Origin of the sequence: Nocardia sp. NPDC050718 (assembly GCF_040654235.1) — a bacterium.
Taxonomy (GTDB): domain Bacteria; phylum Actinomycetota; class Actinomycetes; order Mycobacteriales; family Mycobacteriaceae; genus Nocardia.
In genome coordinates this window covers 246,667-268,555 of record NZ_JBFAHQ010000005.1, presented here as the reverse complement: position 1 = coordinate 268,555, position 21,889 = coordinate 246,667, and the positions used below count along the sequence as shown (strand labels likewise).

21 protein-coding genes are annotated in these 21,889 nt (G+C 70.5%); 9 read left to right on the top strand and 12 right to left on the bottom strand.

Features of this window, described 5'->3' with window-relative positions; genetic code table 11:
• The first annotated feature begins 994 nt into the window (after window positions 1-994).
• Complete coding sequence (locus tag AB0H54_RS23960) at window positions 995-1,795, top strand: HAD hydrolase family protein (RefSeq protein ID WP_357347990.1); 801 nt, start codon at window positions 995-997, stop codon at window positions 1,793-1,795.
• Between the two features lie 4 nt (window positions 1,796-1,799).
• Here AB0H54_RS23960 and AB0H54_RS23955 read toward each other — a convergent pair whose 3' ends face one another.
• Window positions 1,800-2,222 carry a VOC family protein gene (locus tag AB0H54_RS23955; protein WP_357347988.1) on the bottom strand — a complete coding sequence of 141 codons (423 nt, stop codon included), beginning with the start codon at window positions 2,220-2,222 and terminating at the stop codon, window positions 1,800-1,802.
• Window positions 2,223-2,313: 91 nt separating this feature from the next.
• Between AB0H54_RS23955 and AB0H54_RS23950 the strand changes: the two genes are divergently transcribed.
• Complete coding sequence (locus AB0H54_RS23950; protein WP_357347986.1) at window positions 2,314-3,252, top strand: YafY family protein; 939 nt, start codon at window positions 2,314-2,316, stop codon at window positions 3,250-3,252.
• A gap of 44 nt (window positions 3,253-3,296) precedes the next feature.
• On the opposite strand, the gene AB0H54_RS23945 is transcribed toward AB0H54_RS23950, so the two are convergent.
• On the bottom strand, window positions 3,297-3,986 hold the full coding sequence (locus AB0H54_RS23945; protein ID WP_357347984.1) for an SGNH/GDSL hydrolase family protein: 690 nt from the start codon (window positions 3,984-3,986) through the stop codon (window positions 3,297-3,299).
• Window positions 3,987-3,996: 10 nt separating this feature from the next.
• The gene (locus AB0H54_RS23940) at window positions 3,997-5,415 is read right to left on the bottom strand and encodes an MFS transporter (protein WP_357347982.1); all 1,419 of its coding nucleotides are present in this window, start codon (window positions 5,413-5,415) and stop codon (window positions 3,997-3,999) included.
• 103 nt (window positions 5,416-5,518) lie between these two features.
• Between AB0H54_RS23940 and AB0H54_RS23935 the strand changes: the two genes are divergently transcribed.
• Window positions 5,519-6,127 (top strand): TetR/AcrR family transcriptional regulator, encoded by a 609-nt coding sequence (locus AB0H54_RS23935; protein ID WP_357347980.1) that lies wholly within the window; start codon window positions 5,519-5,521, stop codon window positions 6,125-6,127.
• 30 nt (window positions 6,128-6,157) lie between these two features.
• Here the strand turns inward: AB0H54_RS23935 and AB0H54_RS23930 are convergent, their stop codons facing one another.
• Together AB0H54_RS23930 and AB0H54_RS23925 are read right to left on the bottom strand one after the other, a co-directional pair.
• The gene (locus tag AB0H54_RS23930; RefSeq protein ID WP_357347978.1) at window positions 6,158-7,096 is read right to left on the bottom strand and encodes a hypothetical protein; all 939 of its coding nucleotides are present in this window, start codon (window positions 7,094-7,096) and stop codon (window positions 6,158-6,160) included.
• A gap of 113 nt (window positions 7,097-7,209) precedes the next feature.
• Window positions 7,210-7,854 (bottom strand): hypothetical protein, encoded by a 645-nt coding sequence (locus AB0H54_RS23925; protein WP_357347976.1) that lies wholly within the window; start codon window positions 7,852-7,854, stop codon window positions 7,210-7,212.
• A gap of 109 nt (window positions 7,855-7,963) precedes the next feature.
• Between AB0H54_RS23925 and AB0H54_RS23920 the strand changes: the two genes are divergently transcribed.
• Window positions 7,964-9,469, top strand: a complete 1,506-nt coding sequence (locus tag AB0H54_RS23920) for a hypothetical protein (RefSeq protein WP_357347974.1) — start codon at window positions 7,964-7,966, stop codon at window positions 9,467-9,469.
• A gap of 10 nt (window positions 9,470-9,479) precedes the next feature.
• On the opposite strand, the gene AB0H54_RS23915 is transcribed toward AB0H54_RS23920, so the two are convergent.
• Genes AB0H54_RS23915 through AB0H54_RS23895 form a run of 5 tightly spaced genes read right to left on the bottom strand, consistent with a single transcriptional unit; the run spans window position 9,480 to window position 15,043 of the window.
• The gene (locus AB0H54_RS23915) at window positions 9,480-10,262 is read right to left on the bottom strand and encodes a sirohydrochlorin chelatase (protein ID WP_357347972.1); all 783 of its coding nucleotides are present in this window, start codon (window positions 10,260-10,262) and stop codon (window positions 9,480-9,482) included.
• Complete coding sequence (locus AB0H54_RS23910; RefSeq protein ID WP_355278692.1) at window positions 10,262-11,557, bottom strand: GTP-binding protein; 1,296 nt, start codon at window positions 11,555-11,557, stop codon at window positions 10,262-10,264. The genes AB0H54_RS23915 and AB0H54_RS23910 overlap by 1 nt, the downstream gene beginning before the upstream one ends.
• Window positions 11,557-12,516 carry a sulfate adenylyltransferase subunit CysD gene (cysD, locus tag AB0H54_RS23905; protein ID WP_357347970.1) on the bottom strand — a complete coding sequence of 320 codons (960 nt, stop codon included), beginning with the start codon at window positions 12,514-12,516 and terminating at the stop codon, window positions 11,557-11,559. Before cysD ends, AB0H54_RS23910 begins: the two co-directional genes overlap by 1 nt.
• Window positions 12,513-13,232 carry a phosphoadenylyl-sulfate reductase gene (locus AB0H54_RS23900; RefSeq protein ID WP_357347968.1) on the bottom strand — a complete coding sequence of 240 codons (720 nt, stop codon included), beginning with the start codon at window positions 13,230-13,232 and terminating at the stop codon, window positions 12,513-12,515. Before AB0H54_RS23900 ends, cysD begins: the two co-directional genes overlap by 4 nt.
• Before the next feature lie 20 nt (window positions 13,233-13,252).
• A complete protein-coding gene (locus tag AB0H54_RS23895) occupies window positions 13,253-15,043 on the bottom strand; it encodes a nitrite/sulfite reductase (RefSeq protein WP_357347966.1) in 1,791 nt (596 codons plus the stop codon).
• Between the two features lie 435 nt (window positions 15,044-15,478).
• Between AB0H54_RS23895 and AB0H54_RS23890 the strand changes: the two genes are divergently transcribed.
• From AB0H54_RS23890 to AB0H54_RS23875, 4 genes are all read left to right on the top strand, one after another.
• Window positions 15,479-15,907 (top strand): SgcJ/EcaC family oxidoreductase, encoded by a 429-nt coding sequence (locus AB0H54_RS23890; RefSeq protein ID WP_355278700.1) that lies wholly within the window; start codon window positions 15,479-15,481, stop codon window positions 15,905-15,907.
• A 108-nt stretch (window positions 15,908-16,015) separates the two neighbouring features.
• Complete coding sequence (gene hemW, locus AB0H54_RS23885) at window positions 16,016-17,203, top strand: radical SAM family heme chaperone HemW (protein WP_355279259.1); 1,188 nt, start codon at window positions 16,016-16,018, stop codon at window positions 17,201-17,203.
• A gap of 42 nt (window positions 17,204-17,245) precedes the next feature.
• Window positions 17,246-17,788 (top strand): DinB family protein, encoded by a 543-nt coding sequence (locus AB0H54_RS23880; protein ID WP_357347964.1) that lies wholly within the window; start codon window positions 17,246-17,248, stop codon window positions 17,786-17,788.
• Between the two features lie 201 nt (window positions 17,789-17,989).
• On the top strand, window positions 17,990-18,214 hold the full coding sequence (locus AB0H54_RS23875) for a hypothetical protein (protein ID WP_355278702.1): 225 nt from the start codon (window positions 17,990-17,992) through the stop codon (window positions 18,212-18,214).
• Between the two features lie 90 nt (window positions 18,215-18,304).
• On the opposite strand, the gene AB0H54_RS23870 is transcribed toward AB0H54_RS23875, so the two are convergent.
• Both AB0H54_RS23870 and AB0H54_RS23865 read right to left on the bottom strand, forming a co-directional pair.
• Entirely contained in the window at window positions 18,305-20,125 is a 1,821-nt protein-coding gene (locus tag AB0H54_RS23870; protein ID WP_357347962.1) for a hypothetical protein, read from the bottom strand.
• The gene (locus AB0H54_RS23865) at window positions 20,122-20,487 is read right to left on the bottom strand and encodes a hypothetical protein (protein WP_357347960.1); all 366 of its coding nucleotides are present in this window, start codon (window positions 20,485-20,487) and stop codon (window positions 20,122-20,124) included. Before AB0H54_RS23865 ends, AB0H54_RS23870 begins: the two co-directional genes overlap by 4 nt.
• 318 nt (window positions 20,488-20,805) lie before the next feature.
• Here AB0H54_RS23865 and hrcA point away from each other — a divergent pair, with 318 nt between their 5' ends.
• Window positions 20,806-21,840, top strand: a complete 1,035-nt coding sequence (gene hrcA / locus AB0H54_RS23860; protein WP_218717363.1) for a heat-inducible transcriptional repressor HrcA — start codon at window positions 20,806-20,808, stop codon at window positions 21,838-21,840.
• Window positions 21,841-21,889 lie beyond the last annotated feature (49 nt).

The following is a 21,889-nucleotide window of genomic DNA, read 5'->3' as shown; positions in this document are numbered from 1 at the left end:
CGCCGCTGATGCACGTACGCCTGTCTACCCTGCCTCGTCGGGTGGCTCCTCGAGTGGCTGCGCCTCCGGCGGCTGCGCCTCATCCGCCTGGTGCATGAGCGGTGGCGGAGCCAGCGGTGGTGGTGGCGGTTCGCGCCGCTGATGCACGTACGCCTGTCTACCCTGCCTCGTCGGGTGGCTCCTCGAGTGGCTGCGCCTCCGGCGGCTGCGCCTCATCCGCCTGGTGCAAGAGCGGCGGAGGAGCCAGCGGCGGTGGCGGTGGTCGTGGTTCGCGCCGCTGATCCGCGCACGCCTGTCCGCCCTGCTTTCCAGTGCGGTGTTTTCCGGCGGCTGCACCTCATCCGCCTGGTGCAAGAGCGGTGGCGGTTCGCGCCGCTGGCCCGCGGAACGCCCGCGCTCTTTCCTCGCGCGGCGGTGCTCCCGGCGGTGGCGGTTTGCGTCGCTGATCCGCACACGCTTGTCTGCCGTGCCTCGGGCGGCGATGTGTCCGGTGGTGGCGCCTCATCCGGCGGGTGCAGAGTGGTGGCGCGAGCGGCTGTGGGGTGACGGTTCGCGCCGCTGGCCGGTGTTTGCCAGGCCACATCGCCTGGACCTGACGGAACGGAGTGGCTGCCTCGTGCGCCGACTGCCTGAAGTTCGTTGGTACCGAACGGATCCGACAGGACGACCGGATCGTAGTGGCGGCCGGGGCGTAGCGGTGGTCGTGTCGTGATCGGCCGTCCCTGTGCGCGATTCGATCTGGCAAGTCGACGAGCGGCCGCCGGCCGCACTTCCGCCGACCTCGGTTCGAGCGCGTCCGGCGCGGCGCCTCGGCCGACTCGGTTCAGGTGCGGCAGGCGGGAGTTCCGCCGATGAGCGGACCCGCTTCGGCAGGGCTGGAGCGGCTACGTACTCGATCGGGCGGGTGAGATCAGTTGCGGGTGTGGGTGATCGTGGCTGGTAGGGGGTGCCGGATTTTCGGGTGGGTGTCGGTGGGGACGGGCACAATGGGCAGATGGCATTACTCGGGGGAGCGCCGAAACTGATCGCGCTCGATGTGGACGGAACTCTGTTGGCGACGGGGTTCGAAGTGAGCGCGCGGGTCGTGGCGGCGGTGGGGGCCGCGGTGGCGGCGGGTGCGCACGTGGTGGTGACCACCGGGCGCACCCTGCTGACGACACGGCCGGTGCTGAAGGAATTGGGTCTCACCGAGGGGCACGCGTTGTGCTCCAACGGCGCGGTGCACATCGATGTGGCGCGGGGTGAGCCGGTCGCGGTGCAGTCGTTCGACCCGGCGCCCGCCATCCACGCCCTGCGAGCGCTGTTCCCGGACATGATCTTCGCGGCCGAGCGGGTGGGGGAGGGCACCTGGGCGACGGGGCACGGACCCGGCGAGTTCTCCATCGGCGAGTTCCTCCTCGTCGACCATCAGATGCTGGGCAGCTCGCCGACACCGCGGCTCAACGGCTGGTGGCCCGGCGGCACCGTCGAGGAGATGCTGAGCCTGCTCGTCTCGCTGGAGGTGCCCGACGCCTCTTGGGTGCACGGCGAATTCGGCCCGTGGGTCACGGTCTCACGCCGCGGCGTCTCCAAAGGCTGGGCGCTGGAACGGCTCCGGCTCGCGCTCGGCATCGAGCCGGAGGCCACCCTGGCGATCGGTGACGGCTTCAACGATCGCGAGATGCTGCGCTGGGCAGCCCATTCCGTCGCGATGGCGGGCTCGCCGGACTCGATCCTCGCCCTGGCCGACGAAGTGACCGGCGACGTCACCGAGGACGGTGTCGCCACCGTCCTCGAGCGCTGGTTCGCCGCCTGACCGGCTAGGCCGACGCCGCCGCGTCCCGCTCGGCGGTCATGGCGACGAAGTGCGGGTTGCTCATGATCCCGAGCACATTGCCGAACGGGTCGAGCACCGCCGCGGTCGCGAATCCCGCGCCTTCGCCGCGCTCGGTGATCGGCTCGTACTCGGTGGCACCGAGGGCGAGCAGCCGGGCGAAGGTCGCGGCGAGATCGTCGACATGCCAGAACACGACACCGCCACCACCGGGGGCGTTGCGGGCGCCCGCGGGAGCATAGGCGCGGTTGATGATGCCGAGCTCGGCCTGCATCGGCCCGACCCGGAACTCGTAGTAGCCGCCCGGCACCTCGTAATACGGTGCCAGGCCGAGGAACTCGGTGTACCAGTCCTTGGCGGCGGTGAGGTCGTCGGCGTAGTAGGTGGTGGTCGCCATTCCCTGCAGCATGTCTGCTCCCGATGTCGTCGTTGTGGTGAGAACGACTCTGCCAGTCAAAGTGCTCACCGAATGAGCACTTTGTTGGGCAGAATCAAGAACTATGCGAGCGGACAGATTGGTGGCCACCCTGCTGTTGATGCAGGCGCGCGGCCGAGTGACGGCCGCCGAGGTCGCCACCGAATTGGAGGTCTCGGTGGCGACCGCCCGCCGTGACCTGGAGGCATTGTCGGCGGCGGGCATCCCGGTGTATCCGCAGGCGGGCCGTGGTGGGGGCTGGTCGCTGATCGGCGGCGCGCGCACCGATCTGTCCGGGCTGACCGCGGGCGAGACCAGGGCGCTGTTCCTGCTCGCCGGACCGGCCGCGCAGGCCGCGCCGGAGGTGAAGTCCGCCCTGCGCAAGCTGGTGCGGGCCCTGCCGCAGACCTTCCGGGCGGACGCCGCCGCGGCGGCCGACGCGGTCGTCGTCGACCCCGCCCGCTGGGGCCGACCTGACCCGCAACCACCCGCGGCGCTGTCTCTGTTGCAGCAGGCGGTGGTCGATCGCCGCCAGGTCCGCATGGAGTACTCGCGGGCCGGGGAACGCACGGTTCGCGTCGTGCATCCGTGGGGACTGGTGGAGAAGGAGACGGTCTGGTACCTCGTCGCGGGGACCGAGCGTGGTCGCCGGACGTTCCGGCTGGACCGGATCGGCGCGGTCACGGTCCTCGCCGAAACAGCCGATCGCCCTGCGGATTTCGAACTCGCCGGAGAGTGGGCGCGGATCGTCACCCGGATGGAGGAACGGCGGGCCGCCGTCGCCGCGACGGTGCTGGTGTCGGCGGCGCTCGCACCGATCCTGGCCGATCAGCAGGGCCGCAACTGCACCCTGCTCGGACCCACCGAGGACGGCCGGGTCGAGGCCAGGATCACCGCCGACACCGCGAAGATGGTCGCCCGGCAATTGGCGGGCTGGGGCGCCGATGTCGAGGTGCTCGGACCGCCGGAAGTCCGCGCCGAACTCGTGGCCCTCGGCACCGAATTGGTCCGCGGCAACAGCTGACCGCGCTGTGGTGCCGGCGGGGCTACCGCCGACACCACAGCGCACTAGCTGTCGAGGCGCGCGGCCAGTGCGCGGATCACCTCGGTCGCCACGACCGCGTGCCCGCTGGTGGTGAAGTGGATGAGATCGGCACTCATCAGGCCCGGCCGCGTCCGCACCGGGTGATCCCAGAACTCGGTGAGCACCGCGTCGTAGTCGGCGGCCACCGCACGGATCACCTCGTTCATCTCGGCCATGCGCGGCCGCATGGGCCGCATCGGCGCCATCCGCTCGATCTCCCACACATCGGCCACGGTGAACACCGACAACCGCGCTCCCGTCGCGGCCAGTTCGGCGAACATCGCCGAGAGGTTGTTCCGCAGCCGGTTCGGGTCGCCGCCCGCTTCGAACAGATCGTTGCCGCCGCAACTGATGTGCACGAGATCCGGCGCGAAGTCCAGGATCTCGGGCAGCTGATACTGCCTGACCTGGGTGCTGGTCGCGCCGATCCGGCCGGTATTGCGGTACACCAGCGCGGGATTCACCGACGACAGGACGGCGGCGACCCGGTCGGCCCACCCGCCCGGCGCGTAGCCGGGGCTCGGGTCGCCGGTGCCCGCGGCGATCGAGTCGCCCAGCACCGCGAAGCGCTGCCACGGCGCGTCGCGCAGCAGCGCGCTCGCCTCGTCGGGGTGCAGCAGGAGTGGATCGTCGGCCTCGGTGTACTGCTCGGACAACGGTGTGGTGGACGACATCTCGCAACTCCTAGCGATCAGTATGGGCACGGGACGGGACGACGAGCAGCAGCGCGACCGCGAGACCGATCACCGCGCCGACGGCGAACACCGTGTGGAAGGCGCGCACCGCGTCGCCGGGAATCGCGGTGAAGACGGCGGCGAGCACCGCCACCCCGAGCGCGCCACCCACCTGCCGGGCGGTCACGTTCATACCGATCCCGGCCGCGAACTGCTGCGGGGGAACCGAACTCGCGGCCGCCGTGCCGAGCACGGTGACCACGATGCCGATCCCGCCGCCGCCGAGCAGCCCGGCGGGCACCCACGCCGACCACAGCGCGGGGTCGGGGCCGAACGCGTCGGTGCTCATCCAGGCCAGCGAGGCGGCGTACATCAGCGCGCCGATCACCCCGGCCCAGCGCTGGCCCTGCGGCGCGGTGATCCGGCCGACGATCACCGAGGTCACCATCGACGCCGCCGCGCCGACGGTCAGCGCCGCGGCCGATTCGAGCACCGAGTAGCCCCAGAGCGCGTCCAGGAACATCGGTCCGGCGAGCAGCCAGGCGAACATGGTCGCGCCGAACAGGAGCGAACCCGCGTTGGCGAGCGCGAATTGCCGGTCCCGCCACAGTGCTACGGCCACGGCCGGATCGGGGTGCCGTGCCGAGCGCACCAGCGCGAACGCCACCAGCACCGTGCCGCCGATCAGCGCGGCGAGCGTGCCGGGCGCGGTCCAGCCCCAGGTCTGTCCCTCGGTGATGGCGGCGACGACGGCGCCGAGGCCGATCGCGACGGCGAGGATGCCCAGCGGATCGGGCAGGGCGGCGTCGCGGCGGGTGTCGTCGGTGCTCGGCAGTCGCAGGCCGGGCACGATCAGCGCGAGCGCGATCGGCACGTTGACGAGGAAGACCGCGCGCCAGCCCAGGCTTTCGACGAGCGCGCCGCCGATGGCCGGGCCGACCACCGCGGCGAAGCCGCCCGCGGCCGTCCAGACGGCGATGGCGGAGCCGATCTTCTCCCTGGGTGTGGCGGCCAGCACCAGCGCCAGCGCGGCGGGCACCATGAACGCCGCCGTCATGCCCTGCAATACGCGTCCGGCGATGAGCCAGCCCGCGCTCGGCGCGAGTCCGCACAGCAGCGAGGTGACGGCGAATCCGGCCAGTGCGAGGGCGAACATCCGGCGCCGCCCGAGCACGTCGGCCAGCCGGCCCGCCGGCGTCAGCAGGGCGGCGAAGGCGATCGCGTAGCCGCTGACGATCCAGGTCAGCGTGCTGGTCGCGGTGCCGGGGTAGGTGGTGGAAATGGTGGGGAACGCGATGTTGACCACGGACAGGTCGAGGAAGGCGATGAACGCGGCACCCGCCGACACGGCCAGGGTGCGGCCCGCGGCGCCGGTGTCGGGTGGCGTGCTGGTCGGCGAATCTTCGGGCCGAGCGGAAACGTCGGTCATGGGAAGTTCCTTCACGGAGGAGAAATAAGAACGTACGATCGTTCGTAGATAAAAGTACGACCGATCGTTCACTCATGCAAGAGGCGGTGGAACAATGGAGTTCATGACCCAGCTGACCGAGTCCGGCGACCAACGACTGGCCAAGGGCGCCCGCGCCAGGGCCACGATCGCGCGGCGCGCCGCCGAGCTCGCCTCCATCGAAGGGCTGGACGGCATCAGCATCGGCATGCTCGCCACCGATCTGGGGATCAGCAAGAGCGGCATCGCCACGCTGTTCGGCACCAAGGAGGCGCTGCAGCTGGCCGCCGTGGCGACCGCCCGTGACGTGTTCATCGAACGGGTGATCGCGCCGAGCCTGAGGGAGTCCCGCGGCGCGGGCCGGATCAGGACGCTGATCGACCGCTGGTTCGCGCACATCGAGGATCCGCCCTTCCCCGGTGGCTGTTTTCGCGTCGCCACGCTGACCGAGTACAGCAGCAAGGAGGGGCCGGTCCGCGATGCCGTGGTGGCCGACCACGACGAGTGGCTGGCGCTGCTGGCCGTCGAGATCCGCAAGGCGCAGGAGCTCGGTGATTTCGCCGGCGCCGACCCGGAGCAGCTGGTGTTCGAGCTCGACGCGGTGGTGAGCGCGGCCAATATCGCACGCCAGATCGGGGATTCGGCGCGGGTCGACGCCGCGCGCGCCATCGCCACGCGTCTGCTCGCGTCCTGACCGGCCCCGGAAACGCCATCGATCGGCGACTCAGTGGTGGTGTGCGTGTCCGGCGTGCTCGGCGTGCCGCGGCGCCGCGATGCCCGCGGTGAGCGTGAACGCGGCGGTGCGGACCACCTCGCCGTGCCGGAAATCGAGGAACAGGCGGTAGGTGCCCGGACCGGGAACGGCGGTGTGGAAGGTGATCTCGGGTCCGGCCGGGGTGACGCCGTCGCCGGGTTCGCCGTTCGGATGCACGTGCACGTAGGCGAGATCGCCCGCGCGCAGGATCACCAGGTGGCCGAAGGCGGCCAGGTAGGGCTGCAGATCCGTCACCGGCGCACCGTCTTTGCGGACGGTCAGCGTGAGTAGATCGCCCTCGGCGCGCAGCTCGCCGTCGACGGTGACCTCGTACCCGTCGACCGTCGCGGTGCGCCCGACCGCCGGAACCGGTTGCGGCGCATAGTGGCCCGCGATCGCGAGGTCGGCGCCGAGGGTGATCGTGCGGCCCAGCGCGCGCGGCGCGATATCGGTGAAGACCCGGTAGGCGCCCGCCTCGGGCAGGTCGAGGCGGATCACCCAGGTGCCGTCGGCCTCGCGCACCGGATGGACGTGCCAGAACCCGGTCAGCTCCCGGCGCGCGACGATCAGATGCAGTTCGCGGTCGTGGATGGGGTCGAACTCGGTGACCGCCGCCCCGTCCGGGCCGAGGATCCGGAACCGGAAGTCGATGGCGCCTGGCGCGGCGATGGTGGTGTCGAGGTCGAGGGTGTACCCGTCCTGGGTGACCAGCAGGCCGCCCGGCGCGCCCGCGGCGTGGCCCGCGTGGGCGTCGCCGTGGTCGGCGGCCGCGTGCTTGCCGTGTCCCTGGTGTGCCGCGTGCGCGGCGGTATCGATTCCGTTGTCCGCGTGGTTGTTCTGATGTGCCGCGTGCGCGGTGTCAGCGTGTCCGGCGTGGGTGTGGTGTCCGGCGTGGGCGTTGGTGGTCATCGTGATCGCCTCTTTTCTGTTCGCTGTGCGTTGCTACGAACATATACCCCCTGGGGGTATCTAGTGAAGAGGGGTGACCTGTGAACTGGGTCACTCGACCCGGGGGTCTCGGGTCAGTGCTGGGCGTTCCAGAAGCCGATGGCGATGGCGCCCCACCAGCAGATCTGGGAGATCGCACCGGAGGCGGCACCCCAGAGCAGCAATCGCGGCGGGAGCGGTGCGGTCGTCCGTTCGGCCAGTCGCGTGCTCAGCACCGTCGCCTGTAAGCCGTTGACGGTGAGAATCGCGGTCAGCACCATCTTGGTCTGGGTCAGCGGCGAACCGAGATTCGGCTCGAGCACGGTACCGCTGACGACGAGCGTCGCGAGACCGAGCCAGATCGGCACGTGCATCCGGGAGACGCCTGCCATCGCCTCGGCCAGGGTGCTGCGCCCGGTCAGCCACAGCGCGGTCAGGTAGTCGGCGATGAGTACCCCGCCGAATCCGAGTGTCAGCCCCGCCAGGTGGACGAACAGTCCGGCGGTGTGCAGCGCGGGGTCCGGGTGGACGTGGGTGGCCACCCACAGGACGCCGCCGAGCAGTACCGTCGATCCGAGTGCCGCGGCGCCGATGAGCCACCAGGAATCGAGCGGGCCGATCGGCCGCTCGGGTTCGGGGGCGGGCCAGCGGCCGCCGCGCGGTGCCGGGGCACGGAGCGTGCCCCAGATCGTCGGCGCAACAGCCGCTTCAGGTCGAATGACCAGCAAGTTCTCCGCCATCGAGGCCTCCACCCGGTGTTCCAGCAAAAGATTAGGAGAGGCTAAACTATTTCTTCGGGTCGGGTAAAGACGTTCCCGGCCGCTGTCGGCCGAGAGAGATGGGTGTGCGATGGCGGTCGGCTGGGGAGTGTCCATCGGTGCGCGCAACACGGTCTGCGCGGTGCTCGGCGGCGGCGACGATCCGGTGGTGCGGCGGGACCGGACCGGCTCCCGGGCGGACCGGATCCTCGGTTTCGCCGACCTGACCATCGCCGGTGGGCTGTTGCTCGAACCCCCGGCCGAGGAACTGGTCGTCCGGGTGCTCGGGGACGCGATGGCCGCGCACGGCGCGGTCGCCGAGCACACCGTGCTGACCGTCCCCGCCGTCTACGACGAGCGGCACCTCGCCGCGCTCCGGCGTGAGCTCGGACGGGCACGGCTGGGTGAGGTCGAGTTGGTGCCCGAGCCGATCGCGGCCGCCGCGGTGCTCGATCGGTCGGACGAGACCGTCACTGCCGCACCGGATTCGGCGACCCTGCTGGTGTACGACCTGGGCGCGACCTCGCTCGATCTCGCGGTGGTCGTGCGGGACCGGCGGGGGCATCGGATCGCCGGTCGGCCCGCCCGGTCCTATGCGTTCGGTGGCCGCTCGACCGCCGCGGCGCTGGCGGTCACCGCGCACGATCTGGCGGAGGAGGAGGAACCCGCCGCTCCGGATCCGGGGCACGCGCTCGCGGTCCGCGATCGGCTCGTCCGGGATTCACTGCCCCTCGTGCACGAATGCCTGCGTACCGCAGGGCTTTCCGCCGGGCGCCTCGACGCGGTGCTTCTCGTCGGCGGTGCGGCGTCCCCGGTCGAGGTGGCGCACGCGCTGGCCGACGCCCTGCGCTGTCCGGTCCTGCGTGAACCGGTGCCGGGCGAGTCCATCGCCCGGGGCGCGGCGCTGCTCGGCGCGCGGCGCGCGGCCGCGGGCACCGTACTGGTTCCGGTCCGTCGGCCGATCTCGCGCGGTGCGCTCGTCGCCGCCGCGATCGCGGTGCCCCTGCTGTTCTCGGTCGCGCTGGGGCTGCTGCGCGCCGACGACGGGCGTGGCGGTGCGCTGGTGGCGGCACCCGGGCGGGCGCTGCCCGCGGTGCCCGGCGAGCACGTCGGCGCGGCACCGGTTTCCGGGCCGGAACGCGCACTGCCGGTCGTTCCGGCGAGCCGCTGGACCCCGCGTGGACCCGAGAACGCGGACCTGTCGCCATCGGACCCCTCGGTGGCTGATCACGACGAGCGGACGCCCGACCGGGCGGTTGTGGATTCGTCGGTGGGATCCACGAGAGCGGAGCCCACCGGATTCGTCGAGAGCTCGGCGAGCGTCTCCGTGGCCTATCCGCCGACGACACCGGACTCGGCCACGCCGGGGCACGACGTGCCGTCCGACCAGGTGCCGTGGACGCTGACAGTCGAGATCCCGGCGCAGGCCCCACTCGAAACGCGCGGTATCCCCGCCGATCCCGGTCAAGGGGTACCGATCGATGCCCCCTCGATGCCGGCTCCGCAGGGAGTGCCGGTGGAAATCGGTGCGGCCGCGCTGGACTCGTTCGTCCCCGATATCGCGCCGGTACCGGACTCCGTCGTAGCGCACCCTTGAGGCGGATCGCTCAGGCGGTCAGTTCCCACTCCGCGCCGACGGCCACGTCGTAGCGATCCCACACGACGGCGGCGAGCAGCGGGTGCGCGCCCAGCGCCGGGACATGGACGAATTCCGGTGCGGCGGTGCGCAACCGGTCGGTGAGCAGGCCGGGCGCGAGGAACCACGGCGCGACGACGAGGCGTTCGGCGCCGCGGGCGCGCAGTCGCTCGGCCGCCTCCCGAACAGTGGGTTCGCTGGTCGCGAAGCAGATCTCGGTGCGCAGTCCGGTGCGCCGAGCCACCTCGACGGCGACCTCGGCGGTGCGCTCGTTGGCGCCGGCGCGCGAGGAACCGACCGCGGCCACGGCGATCCCGATCCGGCCCGCCCCGGTGGGGACGGCCTCGACGATCCGGTCGCACAGAGCGGTGATCAGGCGTGGATCGGGACCGAGGACGTCGGCCTGATCCAGCTGGAGCAGCGGATGTCTGCGCCGTGCCACGTCGAGCAGTCCGGGCAGATCGACGCGGGCGTGGAACGCGCTGCCGAGCAGCATCGGCACCACGATCGCGCCGGTGTGGCCCTGCGCGGCGACCGCGTCGACGACCTGGTCGACCGACGGCGCGTTGAGATCGAGAAAGGCGAGCCGGACGGTCAGGTCCGGTCGCTGCGCGGCGACCAGATCGCGCACGGCCGCCGCGTTCGCCGCCGAACGCGGGTCACGGCTGCCGTGGGCGACCAGGATCAGCGCGAGCCCGCGCCCGCCGCGCGGCGCCACGGCGGCACCACGCAGCGGGGCGAGTACCGACGTCATCAGACCGCGGTACCGACCTCGACCGAGGTCAGCACATCGCCGACCAGGCCGGCGGCCAGGGTGTTGCCACCGGCGGGGTCGATCAGCAGGAACGACCCGGTGTGCCGGTTGGTGCGGTAGTCGTCGGCCGGGATCGGCTCGGCCAGGCGCAGCGACACCCGGCCGATGTCGTTGAGCTCCAGCGTCTCCGGGCTCGGCTCGGCGGTCAGGGTCTGCTCGTCGAACCGCTCCACGAGCGCGCCGACGATCGCCTGCGTGGTCTTGGCGCCGTGCTTGAGCAGCAGCCGGGCGCCGGGACGCAGCGACTTGTCGCCCAGCCAGCACACGGTCGCGTCGAAGGTGTCGATCGCCTCCGGCGCGTCGGCCACCGAGGCGATGATGTCGCCGCGCGAGATGTCGACCTCGTCGGCCAGGATCAGCGTCACGCTGCGGCCCACCTGGGCGACGGCGAGTTCGCCGTCGGGGGTGTCGATGCGCTCGACGGTGGTGCGCTTGCCCGAGGGCAGCACCACGATCTCGTCACCGGGGGAGACCGAACCGGCCGCGATCTGGCCCGCGTAGCCGCGGTAATCGGGGTACTCGGCGGTGCGCGGCCGGATCACGTACTGCACCGGGAAACGCAGGCCGAGGGCGTGCGCGCCGGTCGAATCCGCGTCCACCGGCACCGATTCCAGGTGCTCGATCAGCGAGGGGCCGTCGTAGTACGGGGTGTTGTCCGACCGGCTGGCGATGTTGTCGCCGTGCAGTGCCGAGACCGGGATCTCGAGGACGTCCTCGTCGGCCCAGCCCAGCTTCGCGGTCAGCGAGTTGAACTCCGCGGAGATCGCGGCGAACACCTCGGCCGGATTGTCGACCAGGTCGATCTTGTTCACGGCCAGCACCAGCTTCGGCACGCCGAGCAGCGCCAGCACCGCGGCGTGGCGGCGGGTCTGCTCGATGACGCCCTTGCGCGCGTCGACCAGCAGGATCACCAGCTGCGCGGTGGACGCGCCGGACACCGTGTTGCGGGTGTACTGCACGTGACCGGGGGTGTCGGCGAGCACGAAAGACCGCTTGGGCGTGGCGAAGTAGCGGTACGCCACGTCGATGGTGATGCCCTGCTCGCGCTCGGCACGCAGACCGTCGACCAGCAGCGACAGGTCCGGGGTGGACAGACCCTTGTCGACCGAGGCGCGGGTGACGGCGTCGATCTGATCGGCCAGCACGGACTTCGTGTCGTAGAGCAGCCGTCCGACCAGGGTGGACTTACCGTCGTCGACAGAACCGGCGGTGGCCAGCCTCAATAGGTCGGACATCAGAAATAACCCTCTCGCTTGCGGTCTTCCATGGCGGCTTCCGACACACGGTCGTCGCCGCGAGTAGCACCACGTTCGGTCAGTCGGGACGCGGCGACCTCGGCCAGGATGGCCTCGTTGTCGGCCGCGTCGGAGATGATGGCGCCGGTGGTGGAACCGTCGCCGACGGTGCGGTAGCGCACCGAGCGGGTCTCCAGCACCTCGTTCTCGGCCGGGCCACCCCAGACACCGGGGGTCATCCACATGCCGTCGCGCTGGTACACCGGGCGCTCGTGGGCGTAGTAGATGCTGGCCAGGTCGATGTCCTCGCGGGCGATGTAACGCCAGATGTCGAGCTCGGTCCAGTTGCTCAGCGGGAACACCCGCACGTGCTCACCCGGCGCGTGCTTGCCGTTGTAGAGGTTCCACAGCTCGGGGCGCTGGCGCTTCGGGTCCCACTGGCCGAAGGCGTTGCGCAGCGAGAAGATCCGCTCCTTGGCGCGCGAGCGCTCCTCGTCGCGACGGCCGCCGCCGAAGACCGCGTCGAAGCGGTGCTCGGTGATGGCGTCGAGCAGCGGGACGGTCTGCAGCGGGTTGCGGATGCCGTCGGGGCGCTCGGTGAGCCGGCCGTCGGCCAGGTACTCCTCGACCGAAGCGACGTGCAGGCGCAGGCCGTACTTGTCCACCACCTTGTCGCGGAACTCGAGCACCTCGTCCAGGTTGTGCCCGGTGTCGACGTGCAGCAGCGCGAACGGCAGCGGCGCGGGCCAGAAGGCCTTGAGCGCCAGGTGCAGCAGCACGGTCGAGTCCTTGCCGCCGGAGAACAGGATCACCGGCCGCTCGAATTCGCCCGCGACCTCACGGAAGATGTGGATCGCCTCGGATTCCAGCGCCGCGAGGGTGTCGAACTCAGTCAGGCCGAGGTCGCGTTCGGTGGTGTTGGTACTCACAGGCTCACTCCCGGTGGTGGTGATGGTCATGATTGGTGCAATCCGCATTCGGTCTTGGCGAGGCCGGCCCAGCGGCCGCTGCGCGGATCGGACCCCGGCTCGGGCTTGCGCGTGCACGGCGCGCAGCCGATGGACGGATAACCCTCCTCCACCAGGGGATTGACGAGGATGCCGTTGGCCTCGATGTAGGCCTGCATCTCGTCGTCGGACCACGGCGCGATCGGGTTGATCTTCACCAGTCCGAAGGCTTCGTCGAACGAGATCAGCGGCGCGTTGGCGCGGGTGGGCGCCTCGACGCGGCGGATGCCGGTGACCCAGGCGTTGTAGCCGGCCAGGGACTTCTTCAGCGGAACGACCTTGCGCAACCGGCAGCATTCCGCGGCGTCGCGGGCGAACAGATCCTTGCCGAGCAGCTGATCCTGTTCGGCGACACTGTGTTCGGGGCGCACGTTGACCACGTTCACCCCGTAGACGGCCTCGACCGCGTCGCGGGTGCCGATGGTCTCGGCGAAGTGGTAGCCGGTGTCGAGGAACAGCACGTCGACGCCGGGCCGGGTCTGCGCGGCCAGGTGCACCAGCACGCCGTCCTGCATGTTCGAGGCGACGATGTAGTTGGTGCCGAAGGTGCGGTCGGTCCAGGCGATCAGGTCGGCGGCCGAGGCCTCGGTGCCGAGCTCGGCCGCGCCTTGCTCGGCGATGGCCCGCAGCTCGTCCTCGGACAGCTTCGCGGCGAGATTCGTTGTCACAGTTGAGATCCCCTCATCCACTAGCGGAGGTCGGCCTCGTCGGCGCGCACGGCCCACACCGCGAATCGCTCACCGGCTTCCCGGTTCTTGACGAAGTTGCGTACGACGCGGTCGATGTAGTCACCGAGCTCCACGCTGGTCACCTTGTGCTGACGCAGCTTGCGGCCGAATCCGGAATCCAGACCGAGGCTGCCACCCAGGTGAACCTGGAAACCCTCGACCTGATTCCCGTCGCCGTCGTCGACGAGCTGCCCCTTGAAGCCGATGTCGGCGATCTGGGACCGGCCGCAGGAGTTCGGGCAGCCGTTGATGTTGATGGTGATCGGCACGTCGAGCTCGGCGTTGATGTCGGCCAGGCGCTGCTCGAGCTCCGGCGCGAGCACCTGCGACCGCTTGCGGGTCTCGACGAAGGACAGCTTGCAGAACTCGATGCCCGAGCAGGCGAGCAGGTTGCGCCGCCAGATCGACGGACGGGCCTGCAGACCCAGCGGCTCCAGCTCGTCGATCAGCGCGTCGACCTGATCGTCGGCGATGTCGAGGATGATCAGCTTCTGGTACGGGGTGAACCGGATGCGGTCCGAGCCGTACTTCTCGGCGGCGTCGGCGACCTTGCTCAGGATGGTGCCCGAGACGCGACCGGCGATGGGGGAGAAGCCGACGGCGTTGAGGCCGTTGCGCAGCTTCTGCACGCCGACGTGGTCGATCGGCTTGGCCGGCTGCTCCGGCGCGGGGCCGTCGATCAGCTTGCGCTTGAGGTACTCGTCCTCGAGCACCTGGCGGAACTTCTCGATGCCCCAGTCCTTGATCAGGAACTTCAGGCGGGCCTTGGTGCGCAGGCGGCGGTAGCCGTAGTCGCGGAACAGCGAGACCACGGCCTCCCACACGTCGGGCACCTCGTCGAGCGGCACCCACGCGCCGACCCGCTTGGCCAGCATCGGGTTGGTCGACAGACCGCCGCCGACCCAGAGGTCGAGGCCGGGGCCGTGCTCGGGATGGTTCACGCCGACGAAGGCGACGTCGTTGATCTCGTGCACCACGTCCTGCTGACCCGAGATCGCGGTCTTGAACTTGCGGGGAAGGTTGGAGTACTCCTTCTTCCCGATGTAGCGCTTCACGATCTCGTCGATGGCCCAGGTCGGGTCGATGATCTCGTCTAGCGACTCACCGGCCAGCGGCGAACCGAGGACGACGCGGGGGCAGTCACCGCAGGCCTCGGTGGTGTGCAGACCGACCGACTCCAGCCGCCGCCAGATCTCCGGGACGTTCTCGACCTCGATCCAGTGGTACTGGACGTTCTCGCGGTCGGACAGGTCGGCGGTGTCGCGACCGAACTCGGTGGAGATGCCGCCGATGGTGCGCAGCTGGGCGACGCTGAGCGCGCCCGCGTCGCAGCGCACCCGCATCATGAAGTACTTGGCTTCGAGGATGTCGATGTTGTCGTCGTCGGTCCAGGTGCCGTCGTAGCCCTCTTCGCGCTGGGTGTAGAGACCCCACCAGCGGAAGCGGCCGCGCAGGTCGGCTTTGTCGATCGAGTCGAAGCCGCCCTTGGCGTAGATGTTCTCGATGCGCGCGCGCACGTTGAGCGGGTTGTCGTCCTTCTTGGACTGCTCGTTCGGGTTCAGCGGCTCGCGGTAGCCGAGGGCCCACTGGCCCTCGGAGCGGCGGCGGACCGGCTTGCCGGTGCGCTCGCGCGGCGCGACGGGGGCTTCGCTGCGCGGCCGATCGGGCCGGACGCGGCGTTCGGCTGCCGGGCGCTCGGGGCGGGCCGGCGTCGACTGTTCGGTCGAAGCGGCGTCGGTGCTCGACGTCATGTGGGGTCGCTCCTGCGGGGGTGGGTGGTACATCCGTGCTGAAGGCGCGAGGGGCTGGCTCGCGTCAGGTGGTCAGCGGGCCGATGAAAGTCGATGGCACCGGGGGAGACCCGGGCGTGGACGCCGCTGCGCTACCGGTGGAAACCGGGCCGACAACAGGCGCTGCAGACACGCTGGAAGTCGACGTGGCGCCGGGCCACGAGTCGTACTCCAGTTGCGTGCATGGGCCTATTGTGCCATGTCAGCCGGGTCGTTCCGACCGCAAGGAGATATTTCCCGCACTTTTGGGGGAAATTCCCTGGACGGTCGTCTCGTTCTGTGACGGGGGTCATAGTTCTCCGGCTGGAAGCGACTTGTGATTCGTCATGGACCCCGGATGTGCGGTGCGGCACAGCGCGTTGACCTGGAGCGTCGTTGAGGTTGCACAGTGGTCGCATGAGCAACGACGCCACCGTGGCGGGGCAGACGCCCGCCGATCTCGAGACCGAACTCGCGGCCATCACCGCCGTCGTCGAGTCCATCGCCCACGCCCAGGACAACGAACTGATCGACGAGTTCACCGCCGTCTTCCGGGCGGACGCGATCTGGACCACCGGCCACGGCAAGCGGCTGTTCGGCAGACCCGCCATCGCCGAGTTCACCGCGCAGGTGCTGCCCGGCGCCACCACCCACGGCAAGGCGACCTACGAGATCGAGCACGTGCTGTTCCTGCGGCCCGACGTCGCCGCCGTCAAGATCCGGCAGCGCTACTTCACCCTGGACGGCGAGCTGTCGGGGCAGGGCACGCCGATGTACGTCATGACCAAGGAGGACGGCGCCTGGGTGCTCACCGCCAATCAGAACACCCCCGTGGTGGCCGACTGATCGCCGACCGGTCGATCCGGGACCCCGGTCGGCCCCTGCGTGCCGGAGCCGACGGGAGCCCGGCAGACTGGAGGGGTGACTATCAGCGCTGCTTCCGGGGCTCCCGGCGTGACACCGGCCGATGCCGATCGGCCGGTGCTGCGCGATTTCGGGGGCGGCGCGTTCGGGGTCTACGTGCACGTGCCGTTCTGTGCCACCCGGTGCGGGTACTGCGACTTCAACACCTATACGGCGGGGGAGCTGGGGACCTCGGCGTCGCCGCAATCGTGGCTCGAGGCGCTGCGCGGTGAGCTCGCGACCGCCGCGACCGAGTTCGCGGCGCTGCCGAGCGCGACGCCGCCGGTGTCGACCGTCTTCGTCGGCGGGGGAACCCCGTCGCTGCTCGGCGGTGACGGACTGGCCGCGGTCTTGGACGCGGTGCGCGCGAACTTCACTCTGGCCGTCGACGCCGAGGTGACCACCGAGTCCAATCCGGAGTCCACCGCGCCGGAGTTCTTCGAGCGCATCCGGGCCGCCGGCTACACCCGGGTGTCGCTGGGCATGCAGTCCGCGGCCCAGCACGTGCTGAAGATCCTGGACCGCACCCACACGCCCGGCCGCGCGGTGGCGGCGGCGAAGGAAGCCAGGGCCGCCGGGTTCGACCACGTCAATCTGGACCTCATCTACGGCACGCCCGGTGAGACCGACGCCGATCTGGACGCGAGCCTCGACGCCGTGCTGGCCGCCGGTGTCGACCACGTCTCCGCCTATTCGCTGATCGTCGAGGACGGAACCGCCTTGGCGCGCAAGGTCCGTCGCGGTGAACTGCCCGCACCCGACGAAGACGTCCTCGCCGCCCGCTACGAACGGATCGACGCTCGCCTCGCCGACGCGGGCCTGTCCTGGTACGAGGTCTCCAACTGGGCGGCCGACGACGCCGCCCGGTGCCGCCACAACCTCGGCTACTGGGACGGTGGTGACTGGCTCGGCGCAGGCCCCGGCGCGCACAGCCATGTCGGCGGTGTTCGCTGGTGGAACGTCAAGCATCCGTCGCGCTACGCCGACCGCGTCGCTCTGGGTGGCCTGCCCGCCGCGGGCTGGGAAGCCCTCACCGACGACGAGCGCTACACCGAACACCTCATGCTCACCGTCCGCCTCCGGACCGGTCTGCCGCTGGCCACCCTCGCACCCACCGCGCGCCCCGCGCTGGACCGCATCCTGGCCGACGGGCTCGCCGAGATCACCGGTGATCACCTCGTGCTCACCGACCGCGGCCGCCTCCTCGCCGACGGCGTGGTCCGCGACCTGCTCGACTGACCCGCGAATATTCGGTATCGGTCGCGCGGCGGCCGTGACACGATGCGCCGCGTGTCTCCTTCGCGGAATGAGCTGGTGCGCTGGCAGTTCGACCTGACCTGGTCGCTGTTCGAGTACCACCTGGATCGGCTGACGGCGGCGGACTTCCTCTGGGAGCCCGCCGAACTGTGCTGGACGATGCGGCCCGACGACACCGGCGGCTGGGTCGCGGACTGGGCCGACACCGAACCCGATCCGATCCCGGTCCCGACGGTGGCCTGGCTGAGCTGGCATATCGGCTGGTGGTGGAGCGTGGCCATCGACCACGTGTGCCGCCGGACGCCACGGGAGCGGGCCGACATCGCCTGGCCGGGGCCGGGAGCGCCGACAATCGCCTGGCTGCGTCAGCTGCGGGCGGACTGGATCGCGATCGTCGACGCACTCGACGACGCCGAACTGGACGCGGCGTCGGCCTATCCCTGGCCCGCCGACGCCGGGCTGACGATCGCTCATCTGGTCTCCTGGGTCGATGCCGAACTGATGAAGAACGTGGCCGAGATCGGTCAGCTGCGACTGCTGCGGGCGGCTACGACCCAGGTCGCTTGACACCGATTCGTGACCGGAATTCCGGGGTCGGGCAGTGGCGTCGGCGACATCGATGATCGCCCGGTCAGCGCCATGAGAAGGCGTGATGCACACCTCACCGGAGGGGCTACGCACCGGGGTCGTCGAGTGCGGGGTTCGGTGGGTTCGGGGCCGAAGATAACGATTGGGGGCGTAGGCTTCGGCTCGATCCTAGGGAGCTATATGTCCACCGAACGGCACATCACCCTCGTCCAAGAGCAGAGCGAATTCGCCGAGGCGCGCTCTGCGGAGAAGGCGGAGAACGCGCGGCAGTGCGCGGTCGCCGCTCGCACGGTCGCGTCACATTCTCACGACGCGGAAGACTGCGTATCGCTGCTGGCGATGCTCGGCCTGGATGCCCTCGCGGGCAAGCAGGTGGGCGCGGCCTCCACCGCCGCCCAACGCTGAATCGGGCCGGACCGCCCTTCGCGGGCGGTCCGCACCGGCGGCCGATCCGATCGGCCGCACCCGCTCGTAGCTCTCGGCTCGCCGACACGATCAGCCCCGAGCCGAGGATCGGTGCTGCGCGTCCGGCCCTGATTCCGCCGCACCGCCGATCACACCCCCGGCGACCGTAGGTCGCCCTTCGCCGAGCAGCGCATCGGTATTCGCCCGTGTGATCAGATACGCCGGCACCGCGCGTTCTGCCCCACCACCCGGCTCCTGCGCCTGACCGAACGGCGCGGCGTAGTGGAACAGCCGATCGATCACCCGGGCCGGCGCCGGAACCCCCGGCGGATTCGCCCCGATGACCGGCCCCACCGCCCCGGGCACACTGCGCCACGCCTCCGGCCGACCGAAGTCGCCCTCGCGCCCCGACCGGTAGGGCATCCCACCCGCCGCCCCCCGATCTCCCACCGCTGCCGTCGGCCCACCCGAGCCCGGCCCGCTGTCACCGAGATCCGCGGCCGCCCGCCCGAGCCCTGCCACCGACGCCCCGATACCCGGCACAGCAGGCTCCGAATGTGCCGCGAACTCCGAACCACCGATCGCACGGAACCGCTGCGCACCGGGTGCATGGAATCCGTGGCCACTCGGCTCAGCCGACCCATGGCTACTGGGCGCAGCGGTCCCATGGCCGCCGGGTGTGTGGGGTCCGGTGCTGCCGGGCGCAGCGGACCTTGGGCCACTGGGTGTGTGGAGTCTGGTGCCGCTCGGCGCAGCGGACCCTGGGCCGCCGGGTGCGAGGAATCCGGTGCTACCGGGCGCAGAGAACTCATGGCTGGCGGGCGCAGCCGAGAGCGATGGGGTGCTGACGCCCGTAGTCGACGACGACACCACCGTTGAACTCGCCGCCGACACCCCGCCCGGCATCCCCTCGCCGGCCGATTCACCTGCACTCGAGTCCGCCACAGCCAGGCCGGTGGCGATCGATCCACCGCTCGCCGCTGTGCTGTCCAGTTGCCCGATATCCGGTGACGAGACCTGACAAGGTTCGTCTCGAACTGCCGCCGCGGTATTCCCTACGCCACTCGCCGCCTCGTCCGTCAATTGCGCGTTCATGCGTCCTGCCGACGGCCGGTGATCGCCGTCCGTAGGTAGTGCGTGGTCGCTGTCCGCCGACTGGTTGGAGACCATCCGCCGTGGGTGATCGCAGTTGATCGATGGGAATGGGTTGTAGCTCTTGGGCAGAGCACGGTCGTTGTCGGTCGACGGCTGTTCGTCGCCGCCCCTCCGCAGTGCGTGATCATGGTCCGTCAACGGCTGGTGGTGTCTACCTGCCGACAGTGTGTGCGTGCCGTCCGCACTCCAGGCGCGCGCACGTTGTCGGCCGGAATTCGCTTCCGACCCGACCGGCCGAATCGGCAGGGGCAGCACAGAAATCCGGTCGTCGATCGCGCTGAACGGCAGCACATACCGCTCCCGCATCGCGAGGCGCGCGGACTCCTCCGCGGCGGCGACTACACGATGTGCCGCCGCCCCGCTCGACGGCGACAATGCCGATCTCGGCTCGTCGAGGACCAGTTCGGGAATCGCGTACTTCGTGGCGACAATCGCCTCGGCGGCGGCCCGAACCAGGCGGGGTAGCTCCACCAGTGCGGGCGTCAGCTCCCGCGCTCGCGCCACATACGCGCTGACAGCGGCACCGGCCGCGTCGGCCCCGACACCCGCCCAGGCTGTCGCGAGTGTTTCCCGCATGGTCCGGGCGAAGGCGTCCAGCCCTTCCGTCCACCGCACCGTGATCCGGTCGAACCGGTCTGCCTGCGCGATCGCATCGGTCACCTCGAGCGCCGTGAACGCCCGCGCGATCTCCGCGTGCCGCCAGTGCCACGCATTCTCGCCACCATCGGGAATCGCTCGTGGCTCGTATCCGGTCATGGCAGAGACTTCCCGGAAATCGGTTGTCCTGCCGCGGGTTCCACCGCGCGGAGCCGACCGGCCCCCTCGTCGTCCGTGCGCACCAGTTCATCCCGCGCGGCTCGGTACGCGCACCGGAGTTCGGCGACGGCGTCGGCGTGGGCCGCCAGCACCGCGGCGACACTGTTCGCGCCGGAGTCCGCCTTGGCGCGCAGCCGGGCGACCACCGTGGTCGCGGAGATCAGCCGCGGGTCGTCCTCGCCCAGACCCCACCGCGCCTGGTCGCCGATCTCGCCGGCCAGCGCGATGAGCGACCCGATCACCCGCAGGAACTCCGCGCACCCCCGATCGAATCCGGCGAACTCCGCCGGATTCAGCGCCACCGCCGTGGCCGTATCACTGCCGTCTCGCCGCACCACATGCCCCCCGCCGTCGACACCCGAAAAACGCTGGTAAACAGCTGAATCAGTGCCGAACGTACGCCGCCGTGCGCAGCGGTACCAGAGCCGGCGCGCCACCTGTGGACAAACCACGGCCTGTGGACAACTCCACTCCGTCGCGACCATGTGAGCGGGCGATCTCGGACCGGACAATTAGACTGGAGAACGAGACGCTCCGAGCGTCCGCGTGCGAGTCTGTGCGTCGAACACAGCGGTACACGGGCCGATGACGTACCCGGCACGAGCGAGGAGGTGGGGTCGATGGCGTCGAGCACCGAGGATCGGCGATTCGAGGTCCTGCGAGCGATCGTCGCGGACTACGTCGCCACCAAGGAACCGATCGGCTCGAAGTCGCTCGTGGAACGGCACCACCTGGGTGTTTCCAGTGCCACGATCCGCAACGACATGGCCGTGCTGGAGGCCGAGGGGTACATCACCCAGCCGCACACCAGCTCGGGCCGCATCCCCACCGACAAGGGGTATCGCGAGTTCGTCGACCGGATCGCCGAGGTGAAGCCGCTCTCGGGCGCCGAGCGGCGCGCGATCATGGAGTTCCTCGAATCAGGCGTCGATCTCGACGACGTCCTGCGTCGCGGGGTGCGGTTGCTGGCCCAGCTCACCCGCCAGGTCGCGGTCGTGCAGTACCCCACGGTCTCGGCGTCGATCGTGCGCCACATCGAGGTCGTCGCGCTCAATCCGGCCCGCCTGCTGCTGGTGGTGATCACCGACACCGGCCGGGTCGATCAGCGCATCGTCGATCTCGGTGCCGTCATCTCCGACGACGATCTCGCCGCGGTGCGCGGGCTGCTCGGTGGCGCCATGGACGGCAAGCTGCTGTCGGTGGCCAGCGCGTCGGTGGCCGGCCTGCCGGAGCGGGCGCCCGCCAAGATCAAGGACGTGCTCGTGCGGGTCTCCACGGTGCTGGTGGAAACCCTGGTGGAGCACCCGGAGGAACGGCTGGTCCTCGGTGGCACGGCCAACCTCACCCGCAATGTCGCCGACTTCGGCTTCCCCGGCTCGCTGCGGACCGTGCTGGAAGCGCTCGAGGAACAGGTCATCGTGCTGAAACTGCTGGCCGCGGCACAGCAGCCGGGCCAGGTGATGGTGCAGATCGGCGAGGAGACCCAGGTCGAGCAGATGCGCGGCACCTCGGTGGTGTCCACCGGCTACGGCGCGGCGGGCGCGGTGCTCGGCGGCATGGGGGTACTCGGCCCCACCCGGATGGACTATCCGGGAACGATGGCCTCGGTGGCGACCGTCGCCCGCTACATCGGCGAGGTACTCGCCGAAAGATGACGCGGGCCGGAATCGGCCCGACCCGCAACTGTTAAGGTCGATACTTCGG